14 protein-coding genes are annotated in these 21975 nt (G+C 74.2%); 12 read left to right on the forward strand and 2 right to left on the reverse strand.

The window, feature by feature from the left end:
- Positions 1–184: 184 nt before the first annotated feature.
- Complete coding sequence (locus AB0898_RS16890; protein ID WP_366803705.1) at positions 185–1174, reverse strand: LuxR C-terminal-related transcriptional regulator; 990 nt, start codon at positions 1172–1174, stop codon at positions 185–187.
- Positions 1175–1328: 154 nt separating this feature from the next.
- Between AB0898_RS16890 and AB0898_RS16895 the strand changes: the two genes are divergently transcribed.
- The 12 genes from AB0898_RS16895 to AB0898_RS16950 all read left to right on the forward strand — a co-directional run bounded on the left by AB0898_RS16895 (position 1329) and on the right by AB0898_RS16950 (position 20597).
- Positions 1329–1529: a hypothetical protein gene (locus tag AB0898_RS16895; RefSeq protein WP_366803706.1), complete on the forward strand. Its 201-nt coding sequence runs from the start codon at positions 1329–1331 to the stop codon at positions 1527–1529.
- Between the two features lie 56 nt (positions 1530–1585).
- Positions 1586–3280: a condensation domain-containing protein gene (locus tag AB0898_RS16900; protein ID WP_366803707.1), complete on the forward strand. Its 1695-nt coding sequence runs from the start codon at positions 1586–1588 to the stop codon at positions 3278–3280.
- The gene (locus AB0898_RS16905; RefSeq protein ID WP_366803708.1) at positions 3277–6723 is read left to right on the forward strand and encodes an amino acid adenylation domain-containing protein; all 3447 of its coding nucleotides are present in this window, start codon (positions 3277–3279) and stop codon (positions 6721–6723) included. The genes AB0898_RS16900 and AB0898_RS16905 overlap by 4 nt, the downstream gene beginning before the upstream one ends.
- The gene (locus tag AB0898_RS16910; RefSeq protein ID WP_366803709.1) at positions 6720–7895 is read left to right on the forward strand and encodes a cytochrome P450; all 1176 of its coding nucleotides are present in this window, start codon (positions 6720–6722) and stop codon (positions 7893–7895) included. Before AB0898_RS16905 ends, AB0898_RS16910 begins: the two co-directional genes overlap by 4 nt.
- 1 nt (position 7896) lies before the next feature.
- Positions 7897–11673 carry a beta-ketoacyl synthase N-terminal-like domain-containing protein gene (locus AB0898_RS16915; RefSeq protein WP_366803710.1) on the forward strand — a complete coding sequence of 1259 codons (3777 nt, stop codon included), beginning with the start codon at positions 7897–7899 and terminating at the stop codon, positions 11671–11673.
- Positions 11670–13064 carry an MFS transporter gene (locus AB0898_RS16920; RefSeq protein WP_366803712.1) on the forward strand — a complete coding sequence of 465 codons (1395 nt, stop codon included), beginning with the start codon at positions 11670–11672 and terminating at the stop codon, positions 13062–13064. Before AB0898_RS16915 ends, AB0898_RS16920 begins: the two co-directional genes overlap by 4 nt.
- Positions 13061–14362 carry a cytochrome P450 gene (locus tag AB0898_RS16925; RefSeq protein ID WP_366803713.1) on the forward strand — a complete coding sequence of 434 codons (1302 nt, stop codon included), beginning with the start codon at positions 13061–13063 and terminating at the stop codon, positions 14360–14362. Before AB0898_RS16920 ends, AB0898_RS16925 begins: the two co-directional genes overlap by 4 nt.
- A gap of 1 nt (position 14363) precedes the next feature.
- A complete protein-coding gene (locus AB0898_RS16930) occupies positions 14364–15101 on the forward strand; it encodes an alpha/beta fold hydrolase (RefSeq protein ID WP_366803714.1) in 738 nt (245 codons plus the stop codon).
- The gene (locus AB0898_RS16935; RefSeq protein WP_366803715.1) at positions 15092–15916 is read left to right on the forward strand and encodes an SDR family oxidoreductase; all 825 of its coding nucleotides are present in this window, start codon (positions 15092–15094) and stop codon (positions 15914–15916) included. Before AB0898_RS16930 ends, AB0898_RS16935 begins: the two co-directional genes overlap by 10 nt.
- A gap of 62 nt (positions 15917–15978) precedes the next feature.
- The gene (locus tag AB0898_RS16940; RefSeq protein WP_366803716.1) at positions 15979–18696 is read left to right on the forward strand and encodes an amino acid adenylation domain-containing protein; all 2718 of its coding nucleotides are present in this window, start codon (positions 15979–15981) and stop codon (positions 18694–18696) included.
- A 7-nt stretch (positions 18697–18703) separates the two neighbouring features.
- Positions 18704–19462 carry a 4'-phosphopantetheinyl transferase superfamily protein gene (locus tag AB0898_RS16945; protein WP_366803717.1) on the forward strand — a complete coding sequence of 253 codons (759 nt, stop codon included), beginning with the start codon at positions 18704–18706 and terminating at the stop codon, positions 19460–19462.
- A gap of 7 nt (positions 19463–19469) precedes the next feature.
- Complete coding sequence (locus AB0898_RS16950) at positions 19470–20597, forward strand: low specificity L-threonine aldolase (RefSeq protein ID WP_366803718.1); 1128 nt, start codon at positions 19470–19472, stop codon at positions 20595–20597.
- A gap of 4 nt (positions 20598–20601) precedes the next feature.
- On the opposite strand, the gene AB0898_RS16955 is transcribed toward AB0898_RS16950, so the two are convergent.
- Positions 20602–21969: an L-serine ammonia-lyase gene (locus AB0898_RS16955; RefSeq protein ID WP_366803719.1), complete on the reverse strand. Its 1368-nt coding sequence runs from the start codon at positions 21967–21969 to the stop codon at positions 20602–20604.
- Between the last annotated feature and the right edge of the window lie 6 nt (positions 21970–21975).

The following is a 21975-nucleotide window of genomic DNA, read 5'->3' on the forward strand; positions in this document are numbered from 1 at the left end:
AGACGGGGCACGTACCACCGGGATCACGACCCGGGGCGGGGCCCAGCGTGGCGCGACGGGGAACCAGCCGGTCTGCGCGGCGCGACGGCCGGGTGAGGCCGCGCGGGGAAGGGTGCTGTGTGCACAACGTACAGGACGCCGGAGGGAAGGTGAAGCCGTCTCCCGCGCGGGCCCTGTCGCCCCGTCACTCCGGTACGTCGTCCAGGAAGCCGCTCTTGGCGATCAGGTACGCCAGCTGCGCCCGGCTGCGGCTGCCGAACAGCTCCGCCGCCCACCGCATGTGGTTGGCCACGCTGCGGGTGCTCATACCGAGCCGGGACGCGATCGCCTCGTCCGTATGGCCGTTGACCATGTGCCGCAGGATCGTCCGGCGCACCTCGTCCGTCAGCAGCGGAGGCAGCCGGGTGCTGGGGAAGTTGCGCACCGGCGTCGCCCGCTGCCAGGCGTGCTCGAAGACGCCGACCAGATACCGGACCACGCCCGGATGCTCCACGGCGAGCGCGATCTCGCTGCGCTCCGAGCTGGGATCGGGGATGAAGGCGATCTTGCGGTCGCAGACGATCAGCCGGTCGAAGAGCTCGTCCAGCGTCCGCACCTCGCCGCCCGCCCCGGCGATGCGCTCGACGTACGTGAGCGTGGGCTGGTGCGAGCGGATCGTGTGCTGGTAGATCGTCCGCTGCGACACCCCCCGCCCGATCGCTTCGAGGTCGCTGGCGAGCGCCTTGTCGAGCAGTTCCCGGGGCCGGCCGCCGCCGGGCTGTGCCGTCAGCAGCTCCTCCTGGCAGGCGTGCACGGCCGCCGAGAGAGTGGCGCTGATCGCGTTGGCGCCCTGCACCACGCGGATCAGATGCGAATCGCCCTTGCCGTAACTGTTGAGATAGATCTCCTGCGCCTGGGCGATGGCGGCCCGCATGGCCGACAGGGTGTTCTGCTTCTCCTCGATGGCGCGTTCCATCTGGTCCATCTGCGTGTCGGCCGCCAGCCGCGGGGGGATCGGGGCCAGCGCCCCGTCCGGCAGCCGCTGGACGAGCCCGAGGTCCAGCAGGCAGCGCGGACACTCATCGGGCGTCGACCGGTCCTGCAGTGCGTCCGAGTAGTACTGAAGGCCGTCCGCGCAGATCTCGACCGTCCGACCCGCGCTTCCCGCACTCGCTATGTCCGCCCTCGTGCACATTTTCCCCCCTGCTGGTTTACGCAATGCAGGATCATCCTCTCGGATCCCCAAGACCTGACACGCAAAGACGACGCAAGATTTCGGCTGGGGAACCACCCTGGTCTGAACCACGCGGACCAACTTTCTGACCACGTAGGAAAGCAAAGGTAGAAAGATGCTCCAGCGCACTTCCGTCCGCTTTCTCGCCGCTCTCACCCTGACGGTCACGGCCACCGCGGGCCTGACCGCCCTCGCCGCCCCGGCCACCGACGCCCCGGCCACCGCCGTCGTCGCCGACTCCCAGTGGGGCGCGGCCGTCTCCAGCGGCGTCGCCCCCGCGGTGCCCGGCACCGCCGCCGACTCCCAGTGGGGCTGAGTCCTCACCGGTCCGTTCTCCAGTCCGTCCCTTCCGCAGATTTCGGGGGTCCATTCGTGCTGCCCGCGGCACCGCACGGTACGTCACCGGCCGGACACGTCTGGTACCCGGCCACCCGGGTGCAGCAAGGCATGTGGGTCCTGGACCGGGACGAGCTGCTGCGTCCCACCCAACTGGTCCCCACGGTCGTCGAGTTCACCGGCCCCGTGGACCACCGGGCCCTCGTGTCGGCGGTCGGCCGGTCCCTCTCCCGGCACCCTTCGCTCCGGGCCCGCTTCCGGCTCGACGTCAAACGCCGCCAGGTCGAGTACCGCACCGACGGCCCGCCGGCCGAGCCCGGTTTCCTCGATGCCGAGGCGGAGGGCTGGACCGGGGAAGAGGTCGACAACCTGGTACGGGCGCTGAGCGCCGCGCCGTTCGACCTCGCCCAGGACGCACCCGCCCGCGCCGAGATCATCCGCCTGGGAGCCGAGCGCACCCTGCTCGTGCTCAACGTGCACCACATCGTCTTCGACGGGGTCTCCCGCGGCATGCTCCTGGAGGACGTCCGCACCCTCTACCGGGCGGCCGTCGACGGGGCCGAGCCACGGCTGAGCACACCGCCGCACCCCGCTTCCGTCGTCGCCGAGCGCGACCCGGAGGAGATCGCCGAGCAGGTCGCCGAAGTCGTCGACCGGCTGCGCGGCGCACCCGCCGGGGTCCGGCTCCCCTTCCCCCGTACCCCCATCGACGGGTCCGCGGAATCGCTGCTCGGCGCCACGCTCACCACCTCCCTCGACCCCGGCACGACCGCGCGGGCCATGGCGGTGGCCGCCCGGCAGGGCTGTACCCCCTTCATGGCCGGCGTCTCGCTCCTGGCGGCCGCCCTCGCCCGCACCGGCCCGCAGCGCGACTTCCTCATCGCCTTCGCCTGGCCCGGGCGGGACGACCCCGCCACCGCGGACGTGATCGGGATGTTCATGACCACCGTGGTGCTCCGGGTCACGGTCGGCCCCGAGGACACCTGGCACGACCTGCTCGCCGGCGTACGTGTCAGCGGAATGGAGGCGTTCGTCGACAGCGACGTGCCGCTGGACGCGGTGTCCGCCGCCCTCAACCCCGACCGCGACGCCCTGTGGCCGCCGCTGTCGCCGGTCCTGGTCAACCTCGACGAGGCGCCCCGGTCCCTGGACCTCGCCCCCGGCGTCACCGGGCGGCTGCGCCCGCTCGACCCGATGTTCATCAAGTACGACCTGGCCCTGTTCGTCCGCCTGGAGGACACGCCCGACGGACGACGGCTCGCGCTGTCCCTGGACTATCCGGTCAACGTGTTCGGCACCGGCGACGTCCAGCACTTCCTCAACGCTCTGCGGTGCAGCGCCGTGGACCTCGCCACCTTCCCGGAGAATCCCGTGCTCGAAGAGTCCGTACGTCCCACCGCCACCGCTCCGGCCGTCGACCTGGACGACCCGGCCGCGCGCCTCGAACTCGTCCGCTCCATCTGGCGCGAGGTCCTGGACACCGACGACGTCGCCGACGACATCAGCTTCTTCGAGTCCGGCGGCGACTCGCTGCTCCTCGTCCTCCTCGTCGAGCGCCTCGGCCAGGCCTCCGGCCGCGAGGTCCGCACCATGGACCTGTTCCGCTCGCCCACGGTCGGCAGCCAGGCCGAACTCATAGCCGCCGCGGCCGAGCCGGCCGCCGCCCCCGCCGCCGGCGACCGGGCCGCGCTCCTCGCCGCCGCCCGCACCCAGGGCGGAGCCGCCCGATGACGGCCCGCTCACTGGCCGCCGGGCTCCTGGACCTCCCGGACGGCCCCGACGCCTTCGGCGACGAGAGCTTCATCTCCCTCGGCGGCGACTCGCTGTGCGCCATGCGCCTCGCCGCCGTCCTGCGGGAGGAGCTCGGACTGCGCGTGGCGATCATGGACCTGCTCGGCGACGCCCCGCTCGCCCGGGTCCTCGACGGCGCCACATCCGTCACCGCCACCGAGCCCGACGCCCCCGCCGACGACCCGGGCGGCCCGGCCGGGCACGCGCTCACCCCCGCCCAGCGCGGCATGTGGCTGATCGAGCAGGTGGCCGGCGGCTCCCCGTACAACCTCGTCTTCCGCTGCTTCACCGACGGCGGCCGGCTCGACCGCGACGTGCTCGCCAAGGCCATCCACGCCACCGTCGCCCGGCACGAGGGACTGCGGACCGTCCTGCGCGAGACCGACGGCGGCGTGGTCCAGGAGATCCTGCCCTCCTACACCCCCGAGCTCGTCGAGCACACCTATACCGGCCCGGCCGAGGCCTTCGAGAACGAGGTCCGCCGCCAGGACTCCGGCCTCAGCCGCGAGCCCTTCGACCTGGCCGCCGCCCCCGCCTACCGGTTCGGCTACTGGGCCCCCGCCGACGTCTCCGACCAGCGCAGCGCCCTCGTCCTCACCGCGCACCACATGGTCCTCGACGGCCACGCCGTCGGCCGGCTGCTGCGCGAGCTCCTGGAGACGTACACCGAGCTGGGCACCGCGGCCGAACAGGCCGTCCCCCGCGACCTCGGCACCCCGCTCGCGGCCCTGCGCCGCCACCAGGGGGAGGCCGAGGCCCGGGGCGTCTGGGACGACCAGACCGCGTTCTGGCGCGCCCGTCTCGACGGGGTGCCGTCCGTCCTCGAACTCCCCGCCGACCGGCAGCGCCCGGCCGTCCAGGACGGCGCCGGCGACCGCCTCGGCCTCGACCTCGGCCCGGCCGTCACCGAGCGCGTCGCCGCCCGGGCCCGCGCCCTCGGCATCACCCCGTACGCCTTCCTGCTCGGCGCCTTCGGCCTCACGCTGGCCCGCCGTACCGGAGTCCACAGCCTCCTGGTGGGCGTGCCCCTGCTCGGACGCGGCAGCTCCGAGCTGCGCCGGCTCATCGCCGTCACGGGCAACCTCGTACCCGTACGGATCGACGTGGCCGACGACCTCGACGTCGCCGCCTTCCTGCGCGGCGTCCACCGCTCGCTCGCGGCCGCCATCGACGCCGGCGACCTGCCCTTCGAGGAGCTCGTCGCCCGCCTCGGCGTCGAGCGCAGCCTCGGCTGCCACCCGCTCGTCCAGGTCTGCTTCGGCATGCACGACCAGCTCGTGCCGCGCGAACTGACCGCGGGACCGCTGCGCGTCCGCATCGAGGAGGCCCACGGCGGTGGCTCCCAGTTCGACCTGACCATGCTCATCGGCCATGCCGATCCGTCGTACGCCGGCCACCTGGAGTACGCGACGAGCGTCTGGCACCAGGCCGAGGCGGAGGCGTTCGTCGTCGACTTCCGCGCCGCGGTCGCCCAGCTCGCCGACGACCCCGACGCCCGGGTGGAGGACGTCCGGGGGATCTCCGACGAGGGCCGTGCGCTCCTGGAGGAGATCAACGCGAGCGGCCGGGACTTCCCCGTGAGTTCACTCGACGCCCTCTTCCGCGAGGCGGCCGCGCGCACGCCCGATGCCGTCGCCGTCCGCGACGCCGAGCACACCCTGACGTACGGCCGGCTCGCCGAGGCCGCCGCCGAACAGGCCCGTCTGCTGCTCGCCGCCGGCGTGCTGCCGGGGGACCGGGTCCTGGTGGGCGTGGAGCGCTCGGTCGCCGAGGCCGTCGCCGTCCTCGGCGTGGCCTGGGCGGGCGCCGCGTACGTCGGCATCGACCCGGCGCTGCCCGACAGCCATCTCGGCAAGATCCTGGACCGGGCCCGGCCCGTCGCCGCCCTCACGGGCTCCGTCACCGGCCCGGTCGCCGCACGCTTCGCCGGCCTCGGCGTGCCCGCCGTCGCGACCTGGGAGCCCGGCTGGCGGCCCGGTCCGGCCGCCGCCGTGCCCACCCCGCCCGCCGACCCGGCGCGCCTGGCGTACGTCGCTTTCACCTCGGGCTCCACCGGGCAGCCCAAGGGCGTGTGCGTCCCGCACCGGGCCGTCATCCGCCTGGTCCACGAGGCCGGTTACGTCCGCCTCGGCACCGGCGAGCGGATGCTGCGGCTCTCCCCGCTGTCCTTCGACGCCTCCACGCTGGAGCTGTGGGGTGCCCTGCTCACCGGCGCCGCCCTCGAGGTGCACCCGGCCGGCCTCGCCGCGCCGACCGAGCTGGCCGCCTTCCTCAAGGAGCGCGGGGTCACCGTCGCCTGGCTGACGGCCGGACTCTTCCGGCTGGTCGAGGAGTTCGCCGCGGACTCCCTCGGCGGCCTGCGCCAGCTGCTGACCGGCGGCGACGTGGTGCCCCACGAGCACACCGCCCGCCTGCTGGCCCGGCACCCCGGCATCGTCGTCACCAACGGCTACGGCCCGACCGAGAACACCACCTTCACCACCACCCACTCGGTGGCGCGGGCGGAGGACGTGGACGGACCGCTGCCCATCGGCCGCCCGGTGCCCGGCACCCGCGTCTACGTCCTCGACGCCCGCCGCCGTCAGCTCCCGCCCGGCGCGGTCGGCGAGCTCTACACCGGCGGTGACGGCCTGGCCGACGGCTACCTCGGCGACGAGGCGGAGACGGCCCGGGTGTTCGGACACCTGTCCCCGGACGTGCCCGAGCGCCTCTACCGCACCGGCGACCTGGTGAGGGTCGACACCAGCGGCCGCCTCCGCTTCCTCGGCCGCGCCGACGACCAGGTCAAGCTGCGCGGCTACCGGGTCGAGCTGAGCGCCGTCAGCGACGTGCTCGCCGGGCATCCCGAGGTGCAGGACGCCGTGGTGGTCGTGACCGACGGAGAGGGTGCCGAAAAGCGCCTCGTGGCCGCCGTCGTCCTCATGCCGGGTGCGGCCGTCGACGCGGTCGCGCTGCGCGAACTGCTCACCGAGACGCTGCCGTCCTACATGGTGCCGAACCTGTGGGCCGTGGTGGACCGGCTGCCGGTGACCGCCAACGGCAAGGTGGACCGGCGGGCGCTGGTCGCCGTGGCCGGGTCGGCCAGGCGGTCCGCCGCCGCCCCCGCCCCGGCCGTCGAGGAGCCCGTGGCCGCCGCGGCCCCGGCCGGGCTGGACCTGGAGCGCGTCGCCGAGCTGTTCGCCGCCGTCATCGAGGGCGAGCCCGTGACCGACGTCGCCGAGGACACCGACTTCTTCATGATCGGTGGCAACTCCCTCGGCGCCGTACGCCTCATGCGCGAGGTCAAGCGGGAGCTGGGCGTGAACGTACGGCTGCGGGACTTCCTGCTGTCGCCCACGCCCGCCGGTCTGATCGCGCTCGCCGAGAAGGCCACGCAGCGGTGACCGCCGCCGCGGTGCCGGTCCCGCCGCCGTCCCTCGCGGACGGCGTGCGGCCGCCGGAGTGGGACGAGGGACTGGACTGCTGGGTCGTGGCCGATCCGCGCCTGGCCCTGCGGGTCCTCAGCCATCCCGGCTTCGCCTCCGGGACCTTCGAGCGCTCCTTCCAGCTCTACATGTCGGACGCGGCCCGCGCCGAGTACCGGGAGCTCACCGAGTTCCTGCGCCTGTGGTTCGTCCAGGCCGACGCCCCCGAGCACACGGCGCTGCGGCGCCCGGTCCAGCGCGTGTTCTCCGCCTCGTACGTACGGTCGCTCGCGCCGCGCGTCGAGGAGATCACGGACGAGTGCCTGACCGGACTCGCCGCGGGGACCGCTCCGCAGGACCTCGTGCCGGCCGTGGCCGAGGGCGTCTCCGGCAAGGTCATGGCCCACGTCGTCGGGATCGGCGTACCCCCGCCCGTGCTGCACGAGTGGTCGCGGACCCTGTCGCTGTTCATCGGCGCCATGTACCGCCGCGACTACGCGCGGGCCGCCCACCGGGTCATGGTGGAGATGTCCGAGGCGCTCGCCGGCGCCCGGGCCCTGGACGGGTTCCCCACCGACACGCCGGAGGACCAGGCCCGGACCACCGCGACCTGGGCCATGTGCCTGTTCGGCGGCCTGGAGACCACCGCCTCGCTGCTCGGCTCCACGGTCCTGACCGCGCTCGGCGACCGCGCGCTGTGGGAGACCGTCGTCCGCGACGAACCGGGCGCGGTGACCGGGCTCGTGGAAACGGTGCTGGTCGGCAGGCCGCCGCTGCGGCATCTGGGCCGGGTCGTCGCGTACGACCAGGAGTTCGCGGGGGCGCGGCTGCGCCAGGGGGACCTGGTGCTGGTGAGCCTCACCGGTCAGGGGCCGCTGGACGAGGCCGTCCACGAGGCCGGGGCACCGGCGGCCTGCCCGGTCACCGGCGCCGCCGCACCGGCGGCCGGGGACCGGAACCTGGTCTTCGGCCACGGGCCGCACTACTGCGTGGGCGCCCCGCTGGCCCGGCTGGAGGCGGCCGTCCTGCTGCGCCGGCTGGCCGCGCGGTTCCCGCACGCCCGGCTGTCCGAGGAGGCCGCCGTGTGGGGTCCCAACCTCAGTTACGTCGGCCTCGACCACCTGTACGTCGATCTGGGCGGAGAAGCCTGACATGCCCCTCTCTCCCGTCCGGGGCACCGCGGTGCCCCCCGACGAGGGCGCCGTCGCCGTCGTCGGGATGGCCTGCCGGCTGCCCGGCGCGCGTGATGTCCGTGCCTTCCGGGCACTGTTGCGGGCCGGCCGGGACGGCATCAGCCGCCCCGGCCGCGAGGAGCTGCTCCGCCGAGGGGTGGACCCCGCGTACGCGGGCCGGGACAACTTCGTACCGGCCATGGGCGTCATCGAGGACTCCCGCCGCTTCGACTGGTCCTTCTTCCGGTACAGCCGGGCGGAGGCGGCGGCGATGGACCCGCAGCAGCGGGTCTTCCTGGAGTGCGCGGCCACGGCCGTCGACGACGCCGGCCTCGACCCCGTACGGTTCCCCGGCCGGATCGGCGTCTACGCGGGCGCCGACCGCGCGGGGCCGGGCCGCGACGACGCCGAACTGGGCGAACTGGCCCGGCACATCGGGCGGGAGAAGGACTTCGTCGCCACCCGCGTGGCGTACAAGCTCGGCCTGCGCGGGCCCGCCCTCACCGTGCAGACCGCCTGCTCCACGTCGCTGACCGCCGTCCACCTCGCGGTACGGGCGCTGCTGGGCGGCGAGTGCGACGCGGCTCTCGCGGGCGGCGTCACCGTGATGCCCGACGGCGAGTGGGGCTACCTCTTCGAACCCGGCGGAATCCTCGCGCCGGACGGGTACTGCCGTCCGTTCGACGCCCGGTCCGCAGGCACCGTGCCCAGCGAGGGCGTGGGCGTGGTCGTCCTCAAGCGGCTCGCCGACGCCGTACGCGAGGGCGACCGGATCGCCGCCGTCATCGCCGGTACGGCGGTCAACAACGACGGCGCGGACAAGATGGCGTACACCGCGCCCTCCGCCACCGGCCAGAGCGAGGTCGTCCGCGCGGCCCTGGACACCGCGGGTCTGGCCCCCACCGCCATCGGGCACGTGGAGGCGCACGGCACCGCCACACGGCTGGGCGACCCCATCGAAGTGCAGGCGCTCACCGAGGTCTTCGGGGCGGCGAGCGGGGACACCGGCTGGTGCGCGCTCGGCGCCGTCAAGGGCCAGGTCGGGCACACCGGCGCGGCCGCCGGTGTCACGGGTCTGATCAAGACGGCGCTCATGCTGGAGCACCGGGAGATCTACCCGACCGCGCACTACACGGCCCCCAACCCGCTGCTCGACCTGGAGCGCTCACCGTTCCGGGTGACGGAGCGGTTCGAGCCGTGGGAGCCCGGCGAGGAACAGGAGTCGAGGGCCGGTGCGGTCAGCTCGTTCGGCGTGGGCGGGACCAACGCGCACGCGGTGCTGACCGAGCCACCGGCCGTCCGTCGCCGGTCCGCCGGGCCGCGGGCCGCCGGGCCGGAGCTGCTGGCGCTGTCGGCGGGGAGCACGGAGGCGCTGGCGGGCCTGGGCGACGCGCTGGCGCAGCACTTCGCCGACGCGGCGGGGGCGGAGGCGGGGGCGGACCCGGCCGCCGACCCGGAACTCGACGCCGTCGCACGGACGCTGGCGGGGCGCCGGGTCCACCGGCACCGCCGGGCCGTGGTCGCGCACGACACGGCCCGGGCCACCGAGGCGTTGCGTGCGAGCGCCGCCGCCGGACTGCCCGGCGAGACACGGCGGCTGGGCAAGGTGGCCTTCCTCTTCCCCGGCCAGGGCACGCTCAAGAGCGCCGCGGGCGAGGCCGCGTACCGTCTGCTGCCGGAGTTCCGCGCCGCTTTCGACGAGATCCGCACCCTCGCGTACGACCGGTGCGGCGTGGACCTCGACCCCGTGACCGTCCCGTCGTCCGCCGGCCCGGACGCCGACGACTGGTACGCCGACACCGTCCACCAGCAGCTCGGCCTCTTCGCCCTGGGCCTCGCCTTCGGGCGCCAGCTGGCCGCGTGGGGCGTGACCCCGCACGCCATGCTCGGCAACAGCGTCGGCGAGTACGCCGCCGCGGCCCTCGCCGGGGTGTGGAGCCTGCCGGACGCGGTCGGCCTGGTGCACCGGCGGGCCGTCGCGATGCGCGACGCCTCCCCCGGCCGGATGGCTCTGGTCGAGGCCGCCCCGGCCGACGTCGAGAGCCGGCTGCCCACGGGCGCGGGCGCGGGCACGGGCGCGGACGCGGCCGTCACCGTCGCGGTACGCGGCAACGGCTCGGCGGTGCTCTCGGGCCCCGAGGCCGCCATGGACGCACTCCTCGCGGGCGACGCGCTGAACGGACTGCGCGTCACCCCCGTCCACACCCGGCGAGCCTTCCATTCGCCGGCCATGAACTCGGCAGCCGAGGCGGTGCGGAACCATCTGTCGTCGATGTCCCTCCGCCCGCCCCGGCTGCCGTACATCTCCAACACCACCGGCGTCTGGGCCGAGCCCGGGGCCGCGACCACCCCCGGCTACTGGGCCGCGCATCTGCGCGAGCCGGTCCGGCTCGACACCGGCACCGCCACCCTGCTGGCCGCTGGCTGCACCACCTACCTCGAACTGGGCCCCGGCGGCTCGATGACCGGCTCGCTGCGGGCCGCCCCCGGCTGGGACCCCGGCCACCGGACCGTACGGCTCGCCCCCGGCGGGCGCGCCGACGCCGAGACCGGGCTTCTCGACGCGATCGGCGCCCTGTGGGAACTCGGCGTCGACGGCGCCCTGGAGACGGTCCTTGAGGCACGGTGGGCCGGCAACGGAGGCCGCCCCGCACGCTGCTCGCTGCCCGCGCACCCGTTCCTGGGCGAGGTTCTGCAGGAGGCGCGGTACGGCGCCGCGCGCCCGGAGCCGGTCCGCCGGCCCCCGGCACCCGAACGCCGAACCCGGCGGACCGTCCTCGAAGAGGTGTGGTGCCAGACCCTCGGCGTCACCGCCGTGGCCGACGGGGACGACTTCTTCACGCTCGGCGGGGAGTCGCTGCTCGCCCTCGCGCTCACCACCGCCGTCCGCGAACGCGTGGGCGCGGAGGTCTCCGTCACCGACTTCACCCGGAAGGGCACCTTCGCCGGACTCGTCGAGCTCGTCGGACAACGGCTGCCCGGCCCGGACGGCCCCGTCCAGGACGCACCGCCGCCCGGCGTGGCCACCCTGCGGGAGGGCACCGGACGCCCCGTCCTCCTCGTCGCGGACGCCCTCGGCAACGCCCTGCCCTACCGGGAGCTGGCCGCGCGGCTGGCGCCCGCGGACGACCGCCCGGTGCTGGCCCTGGAGCGGGCCGTGCCCGGGGGCGGCAGCGTCCGCGCCCTCGCCGCCGCACACGCCCGGACCCTGCTGAGGGCCCAGCCGGAAGGTCCGTACACCCTCGGCGGCTGGTCCTTCGGCGCCGTGGTCGCACACGAGACCGCGCGGCTGCTCATCCGGCAGGGGCGGACGGTGGACCTGCTGTTCAGCCTCGACGGCTATGTGCCCGACACACGGCCGCTGCCCGTCGCCGCGGCCCCGGACTTCCTGCTCGGCGGGGTACGGGCGGGCCTCGACGCCCTGCTCGGCGTGGGGCCGGCCGCCGGGCCGCTCCGTGCGGACCGGGAGGCGCGCCGCCGGTTCCTCGCCGGCCAGGCCGCCGTACTGGCCCACCGGCCCGGCCCGGTGACCTGCCCCGCCGTGCTCTTCAAGGCGGACGCGGGCCCGGGCACGGCCGCCCGGCTGAGCCGGCGGCTCGCGGGGCTGTACCCGGCGGGGCTGCGCGTGGTCCCGGTCGCCGGCGACCACTGGTCGATGCTGCGGCCCCCGCACGTGGACGAGCTGGCCGCGCGCGTCGACGAGGCACTCAAGGCGGACTTCCGGGCCGCGGAACACAAGGAGAGGAAGGACTCATGACGGTCTCGCAGACACCGCCCGGCAGCGCGGCGGACGAGGAACAGAAGGAACAGGAGCAGCTGGGGCAGGCGGAGCAGCCGGAGAAGGCGCAGCAGCCGGAGCAGGCCGAGAAGGCCGAGAAGCCCCTCCTGCGGAACCTCGACTTCCAGGCGCTGTGGACCAGCGAGGCGTTCGCCGCGCTCGCGAAGGAGACGGCGGAGGTCGCGTACCCCCTGCTGATCCTGGCGTCCACCGGCTCCGCCTTCTACGCGGGCGCGGTCGGATCGGCCCAGCTCATCACCGCCAGCCTCCTCTCCATCCCCGGCGGCACGCTCGCCGACCGGATGGACCGCAGGCTGCTCATGATGATCTGCAATGTGGTCCGGGTCGTCCTGCTCGGCCTCTTCAGCATCCTGATCTTCGCCGATCAGACCCACCCCGCGATCATCTTCGCCGTCGCCGTGGGTTCGGCCGCCTGCCTCGGCATCTCCAACCCGACCGGGCTGGCCGCGATCAAGCAGCTCGTGCCGCCGTCCCAGCTCACCCAGGCCACCGCCCAGAACCAGATCCGCTACTTCGCCGCGACCATGGGCGGCCCGCCCATCGGCGGCACCCTCTTCGGAGTGGCGCGCGCCTTCCCGTTCCTGAGCGCCTCCATCGGCTTCCTCGTCTCCACGGTCCTCCTGCTGTTCATCCGCAAGCCGATGAAGGTGGAGCAGATCTCCCCGGGGGAGAAGCGCGGTACGGCCGAGGGCTTCCGCATCCTGGCGCGCCAGCCGGTCCTGCGGCTGCTGATTGTCTGGATCATGGGCTCGAACATGGCGTTCACCCACTCGGGCGTCTTCCTCGCGCTGATCGCCACCGCCGAGAGCCGGGGCGCCTCGGCGGGCTACACCGGCATGCTGCTGTCCATCGCCGGCGTCGGCGGTCTGGTCGGCTCGCTCATCGCGGGCCCGGTCATCAAGAAGGTCGCACCGGCCAAGCTCTTCCTGACCGCCGCGTGGATCGGCCCGGTGGCCGCCGTACTGCTCGCCAACGTCTCCGGGCTCGTCCCGCTCGGCGTCATCGTCGCCTGCGTGTTCCTGCGCGGGCCCATCACCAGCGCCCTGTTCCTCGCCTATCTCGCGGCGATGGTCCCGGACAAGGCGCAGGGCCGGGTCCTCGGCGCCGTGATGTTCATGTCGATGATCGCCGCCCCGGTCGGCGTGTTCGCCATCGGCACCATCTTCGACCAGGCAGGCCCGGTCTGGGTGTTCACCGCCATGGCCGTCGTCTCGGGCCTGGCCGCCCTGCCCACCCTCAGCCCCCGCATCCGCAGGCTCGGCCCCCCGGAGCTGTACGCGGACACGGTGCCCGCCGGCACCACGCCCGCCGACGAGACCTCCGCGGACAAGGAAGGAGAAGCCCGATGACCACCGAACTGCCCCGCACCACCGAACTGCCCCGCACCACCGAACTGCCCCGCATCACCGAGCAGCTTCCCCCCGAGTTCTTCACCGCCCCCGAGGGCGACGACCTCCACGCCGGCAACGCCGGGCTGCGCGCCACCGGCTGCCCGGTCCACGCCATCAACTACCCGGTGGGCGGCGAGGGTTACGTCGTCGCCGACTACGCGACCGCGCTCAAGGCCTTCAGCGACCCGAGGCTGTCCAAGAAGGTCGACAACGCCCCCGCCTGGTTCCGCGACCTCGTCAAGGACTCCAGCCCGGTCCTGGTGCGCAACATGCTCACCGCCGACCCGCCGGAGCACACCCGGCTGCGCAAGCTCGTCAGCCGCGCCTTCGTCCCGCGCCGGATGGAGCTGCTGCGCCCCCGCATCCAGGAGATCACCGACGAGCTCATCGACGCCTTGCCCGAGCACGGTGAAGTGAACCTGACGGAGTTCGCCTTCGCCCTGCCGATGCGCGTCATCTGCGAGTTCCTCGGCGTCCCGGCCGAGGACCGGCCGCAGCTGCACACCTGGGGCAACTGGCTCAGCGGCGCCCCGTACCCCGACGCCGAGTCCAACGAGAAGCTCAAGGACGCCAGCGAGAACATCGAACGCTATCTGATCGACCTGCTCGCCGACCGGCGCGCCCACCTCGGCGAGGACCTGGTGAGCATCCTGGTGCGGGCCGCCGACGAGGAGGACCGCTTCACCAACGACGAACTGGTCTCCACCCTCGTCCTGCTGATCATCGCCGGGCACAAGACCACCGCCAACCTCATAGGCAACGGCACCCACGCCCTGCTCACCCACCCCGACCAGCTCGAACTCCTGCGCACCCGGCCGGAGCTGGCCGAGTCCGCCGTCGAGGAGTTCCTGCGCTTCGAGTCCCCGGTGTACCGCGGCACCCTCCGCGTCGCCGCCGAGGACATGGAGCTGGGCGGCTGCCCCATCCCCAAGGAGAGCTTCGTCCACCTGCTGATGGGCTCCGCCAACCGGGACTCCGAGGCCTTCGAGAACCCGGACGAGCTGGACATCACACGCACCGCCAACCGCCATCTCGCCTTCGGACAGGGCGCCCACTTCTGCGTCGGCGCGCCGCTCTCCCGGGTCGAGGGCCAGATCGCCTTCACGACCCTGCTGCGCCGCCTGCCGGGCCTGCGCCTGGCCGTGCCCGCCGAGGAGATCGAGTGGCTCTTCGACAATTCCACCAGCCGCGGACTGGTGAGGCTGCCCGTCACCTACGACGCCCGGCTCGCCGCCGGCACCCCCGAGGGGCACTGACATGACCGCTCGCACCACACTCGTCTGTCTGCCCTTCGCCGGGGCCGGTGCCTCCTTCTTCCGGCCCTGGCAGCGCCTCGCCGAGCCCCTCGGCCTCGACGTCCTGCCGCTCCAGCTGCCGGGCCGCGAGCGTCTCATCGACGAGGAGCCCTACCGGGACGCGGCAGCCGCCGCCGACGGGCTGCTCACCGGCCTGCTCACCGCGCTCGGTGACACCCGGGGGGCGCACCGCGTCGCCCTGTTCGGCCACAGCCTCGGCGCGGTCCTCGCGTACGAGCTGACCCGCCGGCTCACCGCGACCCCGGGCGTGACGGTCGTACGCCTCTTCGCCAGCGGCTCCCCGCACCCGGCCGAGCCCCGCTCCCGGCACGCCACCGGCCTCGGCGACGACGCCTTCCTGGCCCGCGTCAACGAGTTCGCCGGCTACACCGACGAGGCCCTCCAGGACCCGGAGATGCGCGAGCTGATCCTGCCCACGCTCCGCGCCGACGTCGAGATGCACGAGTCGTACCGGCCGGCCGACGACCGGCCGCTCACGGTCCCCGTGACCAGCCTGCGCGGCAGCACCGACACCCTCGTCGGCCGCGCGGAGGCCGAGGCGTGGGCGCGCACCACGGAGGCCGGCTTTTGTGCCGTGGAGCTCGACGGCGGCCACATGTACCTGACCGGGTCGGCGCCGGAGCTGCTCCGTATCCTCGCCGAGGACCTGGACCGGACGGCGGAGGAACTGTGCGTCTGACCGGCAGGACAGTCCTGATCACCGGCGCCGCCCGGGGTCTCGGCCGGGCCACCGCCGTCGCCTGCGCCGCCGAGGGCGCCGACCTCGCGCTCCTGGACCTGTGCGACGACCTCGACGGCGTGCCGTACCCGCTGGGCACCCGCGGCCAGCTGGAACACACCGCCGCGCTGTGCCGCAAGCACGGCGCCACCGTGCTCACCGCCGCCTGCGACGTCGGTGACCTGTCCTCGGTGGAGGCCGCCGTGGCCCTCGCCGAGGACCGGTTCGGCAGGATCGACGCCGCCGTCAACAACGCGGGCATCGCGGCCCCTTCGGGCAAGCCGGTGCACGAGATCCGCGAGGACGAGTGGGCGCTGATGATCGACGTCGACCTGTCGGGCGCCTACCGGGTCATCCGTACGGTCGCCGGGGCGATGAGCGCCCGCCGCTCCGGCTCGATCGTCAACGTCTCCTCCACGGCCGGTCTGGTCGGCTACCGGCACTTCGCCGGCTACGTCGCGGCCAAGCACGGCCTGATCGGACTGACGAAGGCCGCGGCCCTCGACTACGCGCCCACCAAGGTGCGGGTCAACGCCGTGTGCCCCGGCTCGGTGCGCGACGACGCCACCGCCGAGGGCCGGATGCTCGCCGAGATCGCCCGCGCCCTGGAGGTGCGGGTGGGCGAGCACGAGCAGACGTTCACCGAGGCGCAGCCCATGAACGCCCTGATCGAACCCGAGGACGTGGCCGCCGCCGTGGTCTACCTCGTCTCGGACGACGCCCGGCAGGTGACCGGATCGGTGCTGACCGTGGACGGCGGGTTCACCGCGCGCTGAGGCGCGGGACCGGCGCCCGGCCGGCAAGACGTGACGTTGACGGAAGAGGGGGAGGACACCCCATGGAGGGTGAGCAGTGCCACGCCGTACGGGTCCGGCCGAACGGTTCGACGACCGACGCCGAGCTGACCGCCCGCCTGGGCGCGGCGGGCCCGTGGCGGCTGTGGGTGGAGGAGGTCGCGGCCCGCTCGGACGAGCCGGAGGCCCGCCGCCGGCGGAACGCCGAGCTGAACCGGCCGACAGCGGCCGTACGGTGCGTCCTGCTGCGCTACCGGGACGGTGTCACGGACCTGGTCGTGGTCGCCGACCGCGCGGTGCTCGACCGGGCCGGGCTCGACCGGCTGGTGGAGGCGCTGCTCACGGGGGAGGACCCCGGTCCCGTGTCCGGTGCGGCCGTTCGCCCGCCCGCCGCGGCCCCGGCGCCGGACTGGGGCGGGGGGACCCGCGGCGCCACCACATGGGAGACCCGCTCCCTCGACCTGCCCGACGACCCGTCGGGCACCGCGGACCCGGCCGTGCTGTTCGCCGCCCTCGCCCTGACCCTGCACCGCTACGAGGGCCACGGCGCCACCGGTGACGTCACCGTCGCCGGCGACCGGCGTGGCGCCCTCGCCTACACGATCCGCGACGACATCCCGCTCGCCGCGCTGCGTGCCGCCGTACCGCCGCCGTCGGAGCGCGCGGTGACCGTGGGCCTGATCGAGCCCACCGCGGCGGCCGCGCACGCGGGGGAGTACCTGCCCTGTCTCGCGCCGCCGTTCCCGCTCACCGTCGCCGTGCTGCCGCGCGCGGCGGCAGAGGAGCGCGGGGCCGGGGACGGGACCGGGGTCGGGGCCGGGAGCAGGCTCTGGGCCGCCTACCGCCGAGGCCACTTCGCTCCCGAGACCGTCGAGGGGTTCCTGCGGCACCTGGCACACGTCCTGCGCCAGTTCGCCGAGACCCCCGGGACACCCGCCGGCGCCGTCGAGCTGCTCGACGCCGTCGAGCGCGAGCGGGTCGCGGCCCTCGGCCGGCCGGACGGTACCCCGGCCGGCGTGCCGGAGCGGCTCGGCGACGCCTTCGCACGGGTGGCCGCCGCACGCCCCGACGCCCCGGCGGTCGGCGACGGGACGACGTCCCTCACCTACCGCGAACTCGACCGGCTGGCCGGCCGGCTGGCCCGGGGCCTCGTGGCGCACGGGGTGGCCCCGGGCGACCGGGTCGGCATCTGCCTGGAGCGGACCACCGAACTCGTGGTGGCCATGCTCGGCGTGCTCAAGGCGGGTGCGGCGTACGTGCCCACGGACCCGGCCTACCCCGCCGACCGGCTCGCCCACACGGCGCGGGACGCCGGCCTCGATCTGGTGATCACCCGGCTCGCGGACCACCCCGCCGAGGCGGGCACCCCCGTCACCCCCGACGCGCTCCTCGACGCGGGTGACGCGCTCGACATCGCGGAACCGCCGGGCGCCACGGGCCCCGACGACCCGGCGTACGTCATCTACACCTCGGGCTCCACCGGTCGCCCCAAGGGCGTCGTCGTACCGCACCGCAACGTCGTCGCGCTCCTCGACGCGACCCGCGACGAGTACGGTCTCGGCCCGGGCGACGTGTGGACCTTCTTCCACTCCGGTGCGTTCGACTTCTCCGTCTGGGAGATCTGGGGCTGTCTGCTGACCGGAGGGCGGCTCGTGGTCGTGCCGTACTCCGTCTCCCGCGAACCCGAGGACTTCCGCGACCTGCTGGAGCGCGAGCGGGTCACCGTCCTCAGCCAGACGCCCTCCGCCTTCTCCCAGCTTCTGGAGACCGACCATGCCCGGCTCGCCGTCCGGCTGGTCGTCTTCGGCGGCGAGCCGCTGGACGCCCGCATGCTGCTGCGCTGGTTCGACCGGCACCCCGAGGAGGAGTGCCGCCTGGTCAACATGTTCGGCATCACCGAGACCACCGTGCACGTCACCGCGCAGACCCTGACCCGGGAACTGGCCCTGGCCGGCTCGAAGTCCGTCGGCCCGGCCCTGCCCGGCTGGCACCTGTACGTGACGGACACACGCGGCCGGCTCGTCCCGCCCGGCGTCACCGGAGAGATCCGCGTCGGCGGCGTGGGCGTGGCACTCGGCTACCTCGGCAGACCCGAGCTCACCGCCGCCCGGTTCACCTCAGACCCGTACGCGGACGGCCGCCAGTACCACAGCGGCGATCTCGGCCGGCTGCGCCCCGACGGCACCCTCGAACACCTGGGACGCATCGACAGCCAGGTGAAGATCCGTGGCTTCCGCATCGAACTCGACGAGATCCGTTCCGTCCTCCTGGAGGACCCGGACATCCGCGCGGCGGCCGTCGTCGTGCGCCGAGAGGAGCCCGGCGACCCCGCCACCGCCCGCCTCGACGCCTACGTCGTCCCGGCGGACGCGGACACCGCCGGGGTGCGCAAGCGAGCCGCGACCGTGCTGCCCGCCCACATGCTCCCCGCGACCGTCACCGCGCTCGACTCCCTGCCACTGACCACCAACGGCAAGCTCGACGCCGCCCGGCTGCCGGAACCCGCCCGAACCGCTCCCGCCCCCACGCCGGCCCCCGCCGGGGAGACGGGGACCGCCCCGGTGCTCCAGGAGATCTGGTCGGCCGTGCTGGGCACGCCGGTCGGACTCGACGACGACTTCTTCGAGCTCGGCGGCAACTCCCTGCTCGCGGTACGGATCAGCGCCGCGCTGCGCGGCCGAGGGCTGCCGGCCGTACCGCTGCGGGACCTGTTCCGTACGCCCACCATCCGCGAGCTCGCCGGGACCGGCGACGGTGCCTGAGCAGACGGTGCCTGAGCAGACGGTGCCTGAGCAGGCGCACGTCCTCCCGCCCGCGTGTGTCCCCTTCCGGTGCCACGCGCTCGACGACACGCTCCCGGAACCGGGCCCGCCCCCGCAGGGCGGGGAGGTGGCCGTGTGGTGGCTGGACACGGACCGGGAGGTCGTGGGCGGCCACCTGGTGGCGGGCGCGCAGGCGCCGCTGAGCACGGCGGAACGCGAGCGTTCCGCCCGGTTGCGCCGCCCCGGCGACCGGCACCGCCACCGGGCCGCGCACATCGGCCTCCGCCTGGTCCTCGGCGGGTACACCGGGCTCGCTCCCGAGTCGGTGGGGCTGGTCCGTGAGGACTGCCCCTGCTGCGGCGAGCCCCACGGACGGCCCGCCCTGGCGGGCGGCGGCCCCCACTTCTCGCTCTCGCACAGCGACGGGCTCGCCCTGATCGCCGTGTCGGGGGTCACGGTGGGCGCCGACGTCGAAGGCGTCCCACGGCCCGACATCGCCGAGGAACTGCTGCCCTCCCTGCACCCGCGCGAGCGGCGCGCCCTGCGCGCGCTGCCGGACGCGGACCGCCCCGGGGCCCTGGCACGCGTGTGGACGCGCAAGGAGGCGTACCTGAAGGCGACCGGGGCGGGACTCGCGTACGGGGTCACCGACCCGTATGTGGGAGTTTCCGAAGTCCCGGCCCCGGTACGGGACTTCGCCATCCACGACCTGGCGGCGCCGGCACCCTCGTTCGCGGCCGCCGTCGCCCTCTCCACGGAGACCTGAACACGGGATGAGCGAGATGAACGCCAACGACGGCGCCGGCCGGAACTTCCTGAGCGACAACACCTTCGGCGCGTCCGCCGAAGTACTGGAAGCGGTCGCGGCGGCCTCGGCGGGCCACTCCCCGCCGTACGGTGCCGACTCCTTCACCGAGGCCGTCCGCCGTCGGCTCGGGGAGGTCTTCGAGCGGGATGTCGACGTCTTCCTCGTCTCCTCCGGCACCGCTGCCAACGGCCTCGCCCTGTCGTCTCTCGCGCGCCCGTGGGGGAGCATTCTGTGCCACCTCGACAGCCACATCGACAACGACGAATGCGGGGCCGCCGAGTTCTTCACCGGCGGCTCCAAGGTCGTCACCGTCCCCGGTGCCGACGGCAAGATCGACCCCGACGCCCTGCAGCGCGCGATACGGCGGGGCGCCGGGGACGTGCACAGCATGCGGCCCTCGGCGCTGAGCATCAGCCAGGGCACGGAGACCGGCGGCGCCTACACGCTGGAGGAGATCCGCGTGCTGAGCCTGCAGGCCAAGGCCGCCGGTCTCGGCGTGCACATGGACGGGGCCCGGTTCGCCAACGCGCTGAGCCGGCTCGGGGCCAGTCCGGCGGAGATGAGCTGGAAGGCCGGTGTCGACGTGCTGTCGTTCGGCACCACGAAGAACGGCACGATGACCGCCGATGCGGTCATCTCCTTCCGCCCCGCCGCCTCCGCCGAGCTCGCCGCCCGCGTCAAGCGTGCCGGACAGCTTCCCGCGAAGGCCCGCTTCCACGCCGCACAGCTCGACGCCTATCTGTCCGACGGCCTGTGGCTGCGCAACGCCGGCCGGGCGAACGCCCACGCGTCCCGGCTCCGGGACGGCCTGAAGGGCATCCCCGGCGTCGAACTCCGCGGCGAGCCGCGCATGAACATGGTCTTCTGCGCGCTCGCCCCGCCGGTCGTCAAGGAGCTCCTCTCGGAGGGATACGCCTTCTACCACGACCGATGGGAGCCCGGCGTCGTGCGCTTCGTGACGTCGTTCTCGCACTCCACCGCCGACGTCGACCGGCTCCTGGCATCGATCCGCCGGTGCTCCGCCCCCGAGCCGGCGGCCGAGCGCCCGCCGCGCCCTCGTGACGGGTCGCGGCATCACTGCGTACGGGACTGACGCGTCAGCACTCGATGATGTTCACCGCGAGCCCGCCCCGAGCCGTCTCCTTGTACTTCACGCTCATGTCCGCCCCCGTCTCCTTCATCGTCTTGATGACCTTGTCGAGGGAGACCATGTGGGCGCCGTCGCCGCGCATGGCCATCTTGGCGGCGGTGACGGCCTTCACGGCGGCCATGCCGTTGCGTTCGATGCAGGGGATCTGGACGAGGCCGCCGACGGGGTCGCAGGTGAGGCCGAGGTTGTGTTCCATGCCGATCTCGGCGGCGTTCTCGACCTGTTCGGGGGAGCCGCCGAGGACCTCGGCCAGCGCGCCCGCCGCCATGGAGCAGGCGGAGCCGACCTCGCCCTGGCAGCCGACCTCGGCGCCGGAGATGGAGGCGTTCTCCTTGAAGAGCATGCCGATCGCGCCGGCCGCGAGGAGGAAGCGGATCACGCCGTCCTCGTCCGCGCCGGGGACGAAGTTGACGTAGTAGTGCAGGACCGCCGGGATGATGCCGGCCGCGCCGTTGGTGGGGGCGGTGACCACGCGGCCGCCCGCCGCGTTCTCCTCGTTGACGGCCATCGCGTAGAGGGTGATCCACTCCATGGCGTGCGCGAGCGGGTTGCCCTCGGCGCGCAGCTGGCGGGCGGAGACGGCGGCGCGGCGGCGCACGCGCAGGCCGCCGGGGAGGATGCCCTCGCGGGACATGCCCCGGCGCACGCACTCGCGCATCACCTGCCAGATCTCCAGCAGACCGTCGCGGATCTCCTCCTCCGAGCGCCAGGCCCGCTCGTTCTCCAGCATCAGGGAGGAGATCGACAGGCCGGTCTCCTTGGTCAGGCGCAGCAGCTCGTCGCCCGTGCGGAAGGGGTACTTCAGCACCGTGTCGTCCAGCACGATGCGGTCCGCGCCGACCGCCTCCTCGTCCACGACGAAGCCGCCGCCGACCGAGTAGTACGTCTTGGTGAGCAGCTCGGCGCCCGAGGCGTCGTACGCCCACAGGGTCATGCCGTTGGCGTGGTACGGCAGGGCCTTGCGGCGGTGCAGGACCAGGTCGTCGTCGAAGGAGAACGGGATCTCGCGCTCGCCGAGCACCCGGAGACGGCCGGCCGCCTTGATCTCCTCCACCCGCTCGTCCGCGCCCTCCACGTCCACCGTGCGCGGGGAGGCGCCCTCCAGGCCGAGCAGCACCGCCTTCGGGGTGCCGTGACCGTGGCCGGTCGCGCCGAGCGAGCCGTACAGCTCGCAGCGCACGGAGGCGACGGCGTCCAGCAGGCCCTCGTTGCGCAGCCGGCGGGCGAACATGCGCGCCGCGCGCATCGGGCCGACCGTGTGGGAGCTGGACGGGCCGATGCCGATCGAGAACAGGTCGAAGACCGAGACGGCCACGGTGAC

The sequence above is a fragment of the Streptomyces sp. NPDC005435 genome, from assembly GCF_040703155.1.
In the GTDB taxonomy this organism is placed as follows: Bacteria; Actinomycetota; Actinomycetes; order Streptomycetales; family Streptomycetaceae; genus Streptomyces.

Bases quoted from the DNA above. Each gene is read 5' to 3' on its own strand.
- AB0898_RS16930 (WP_366803714.1), top strand. From the start codon at position 14,364: ATGACCGCTCGCACCACACTCGTCTGTCTGCCCTTCGCCGGGGCCGGT.
- AB0898_RS16940 (WP_366803716.1), top strand. From the start codon at position 15,979: ATGGAGGGTGAGCAGTGCCACGCCGTACGGGTCCGGCCGAACGGTTCG.
- AB0898_RS16925 (WP_366803713.1), top strand. From the start codon at position 13,061: ATGACCACCGAACTGCCCCGCACCACCGAACTGCCCCGCACCACCGAA.
- AB0898_RS16920 (WP_366803712.1), top strand. From the start codon at position 11,670: ATGACGGTCTCGCAGACACCGCCCGGCAGCGCGGCGGACGAGGAACAG.
- AB0898_RS16950 (WP_366803718.1), top strand. From the start codon at position 19,470: ATGAGCGAGATGAACGCCAACGACGGCGCCGGCCGGAACTTCCTGAGC.
- AB0898_RS16915 (WP_366803710.1), top strand. From the start codon at position 7,897: ATGCCCCTCTCTCCCGTCCGGGGCACCGCGGTGCCCCCCGACGAGGGC.
- AB0898_RS16890 (WP_366803705.1), bottom strand. From the start codon at position 1,174: ATGTGCACGAGGGCGGACATAGCGAGTGCGGGAAGCGCGGGTCGGACG.
- AB0898_RS16905 (WP_366803708.1), top strand. From the start codon at position 3,277: ATGACGGCCCGCTCACTGGCCGCCGGGCTCCTGGACCTCCCGGACGGC.
- AB0898_RS16895 (WP_366803706.1), top strand. From the start codon at position 1,329: ATGCTCCAGCGCACTTCCGTCCGCTTTCTCGCCGCTCTCACCCTGACG.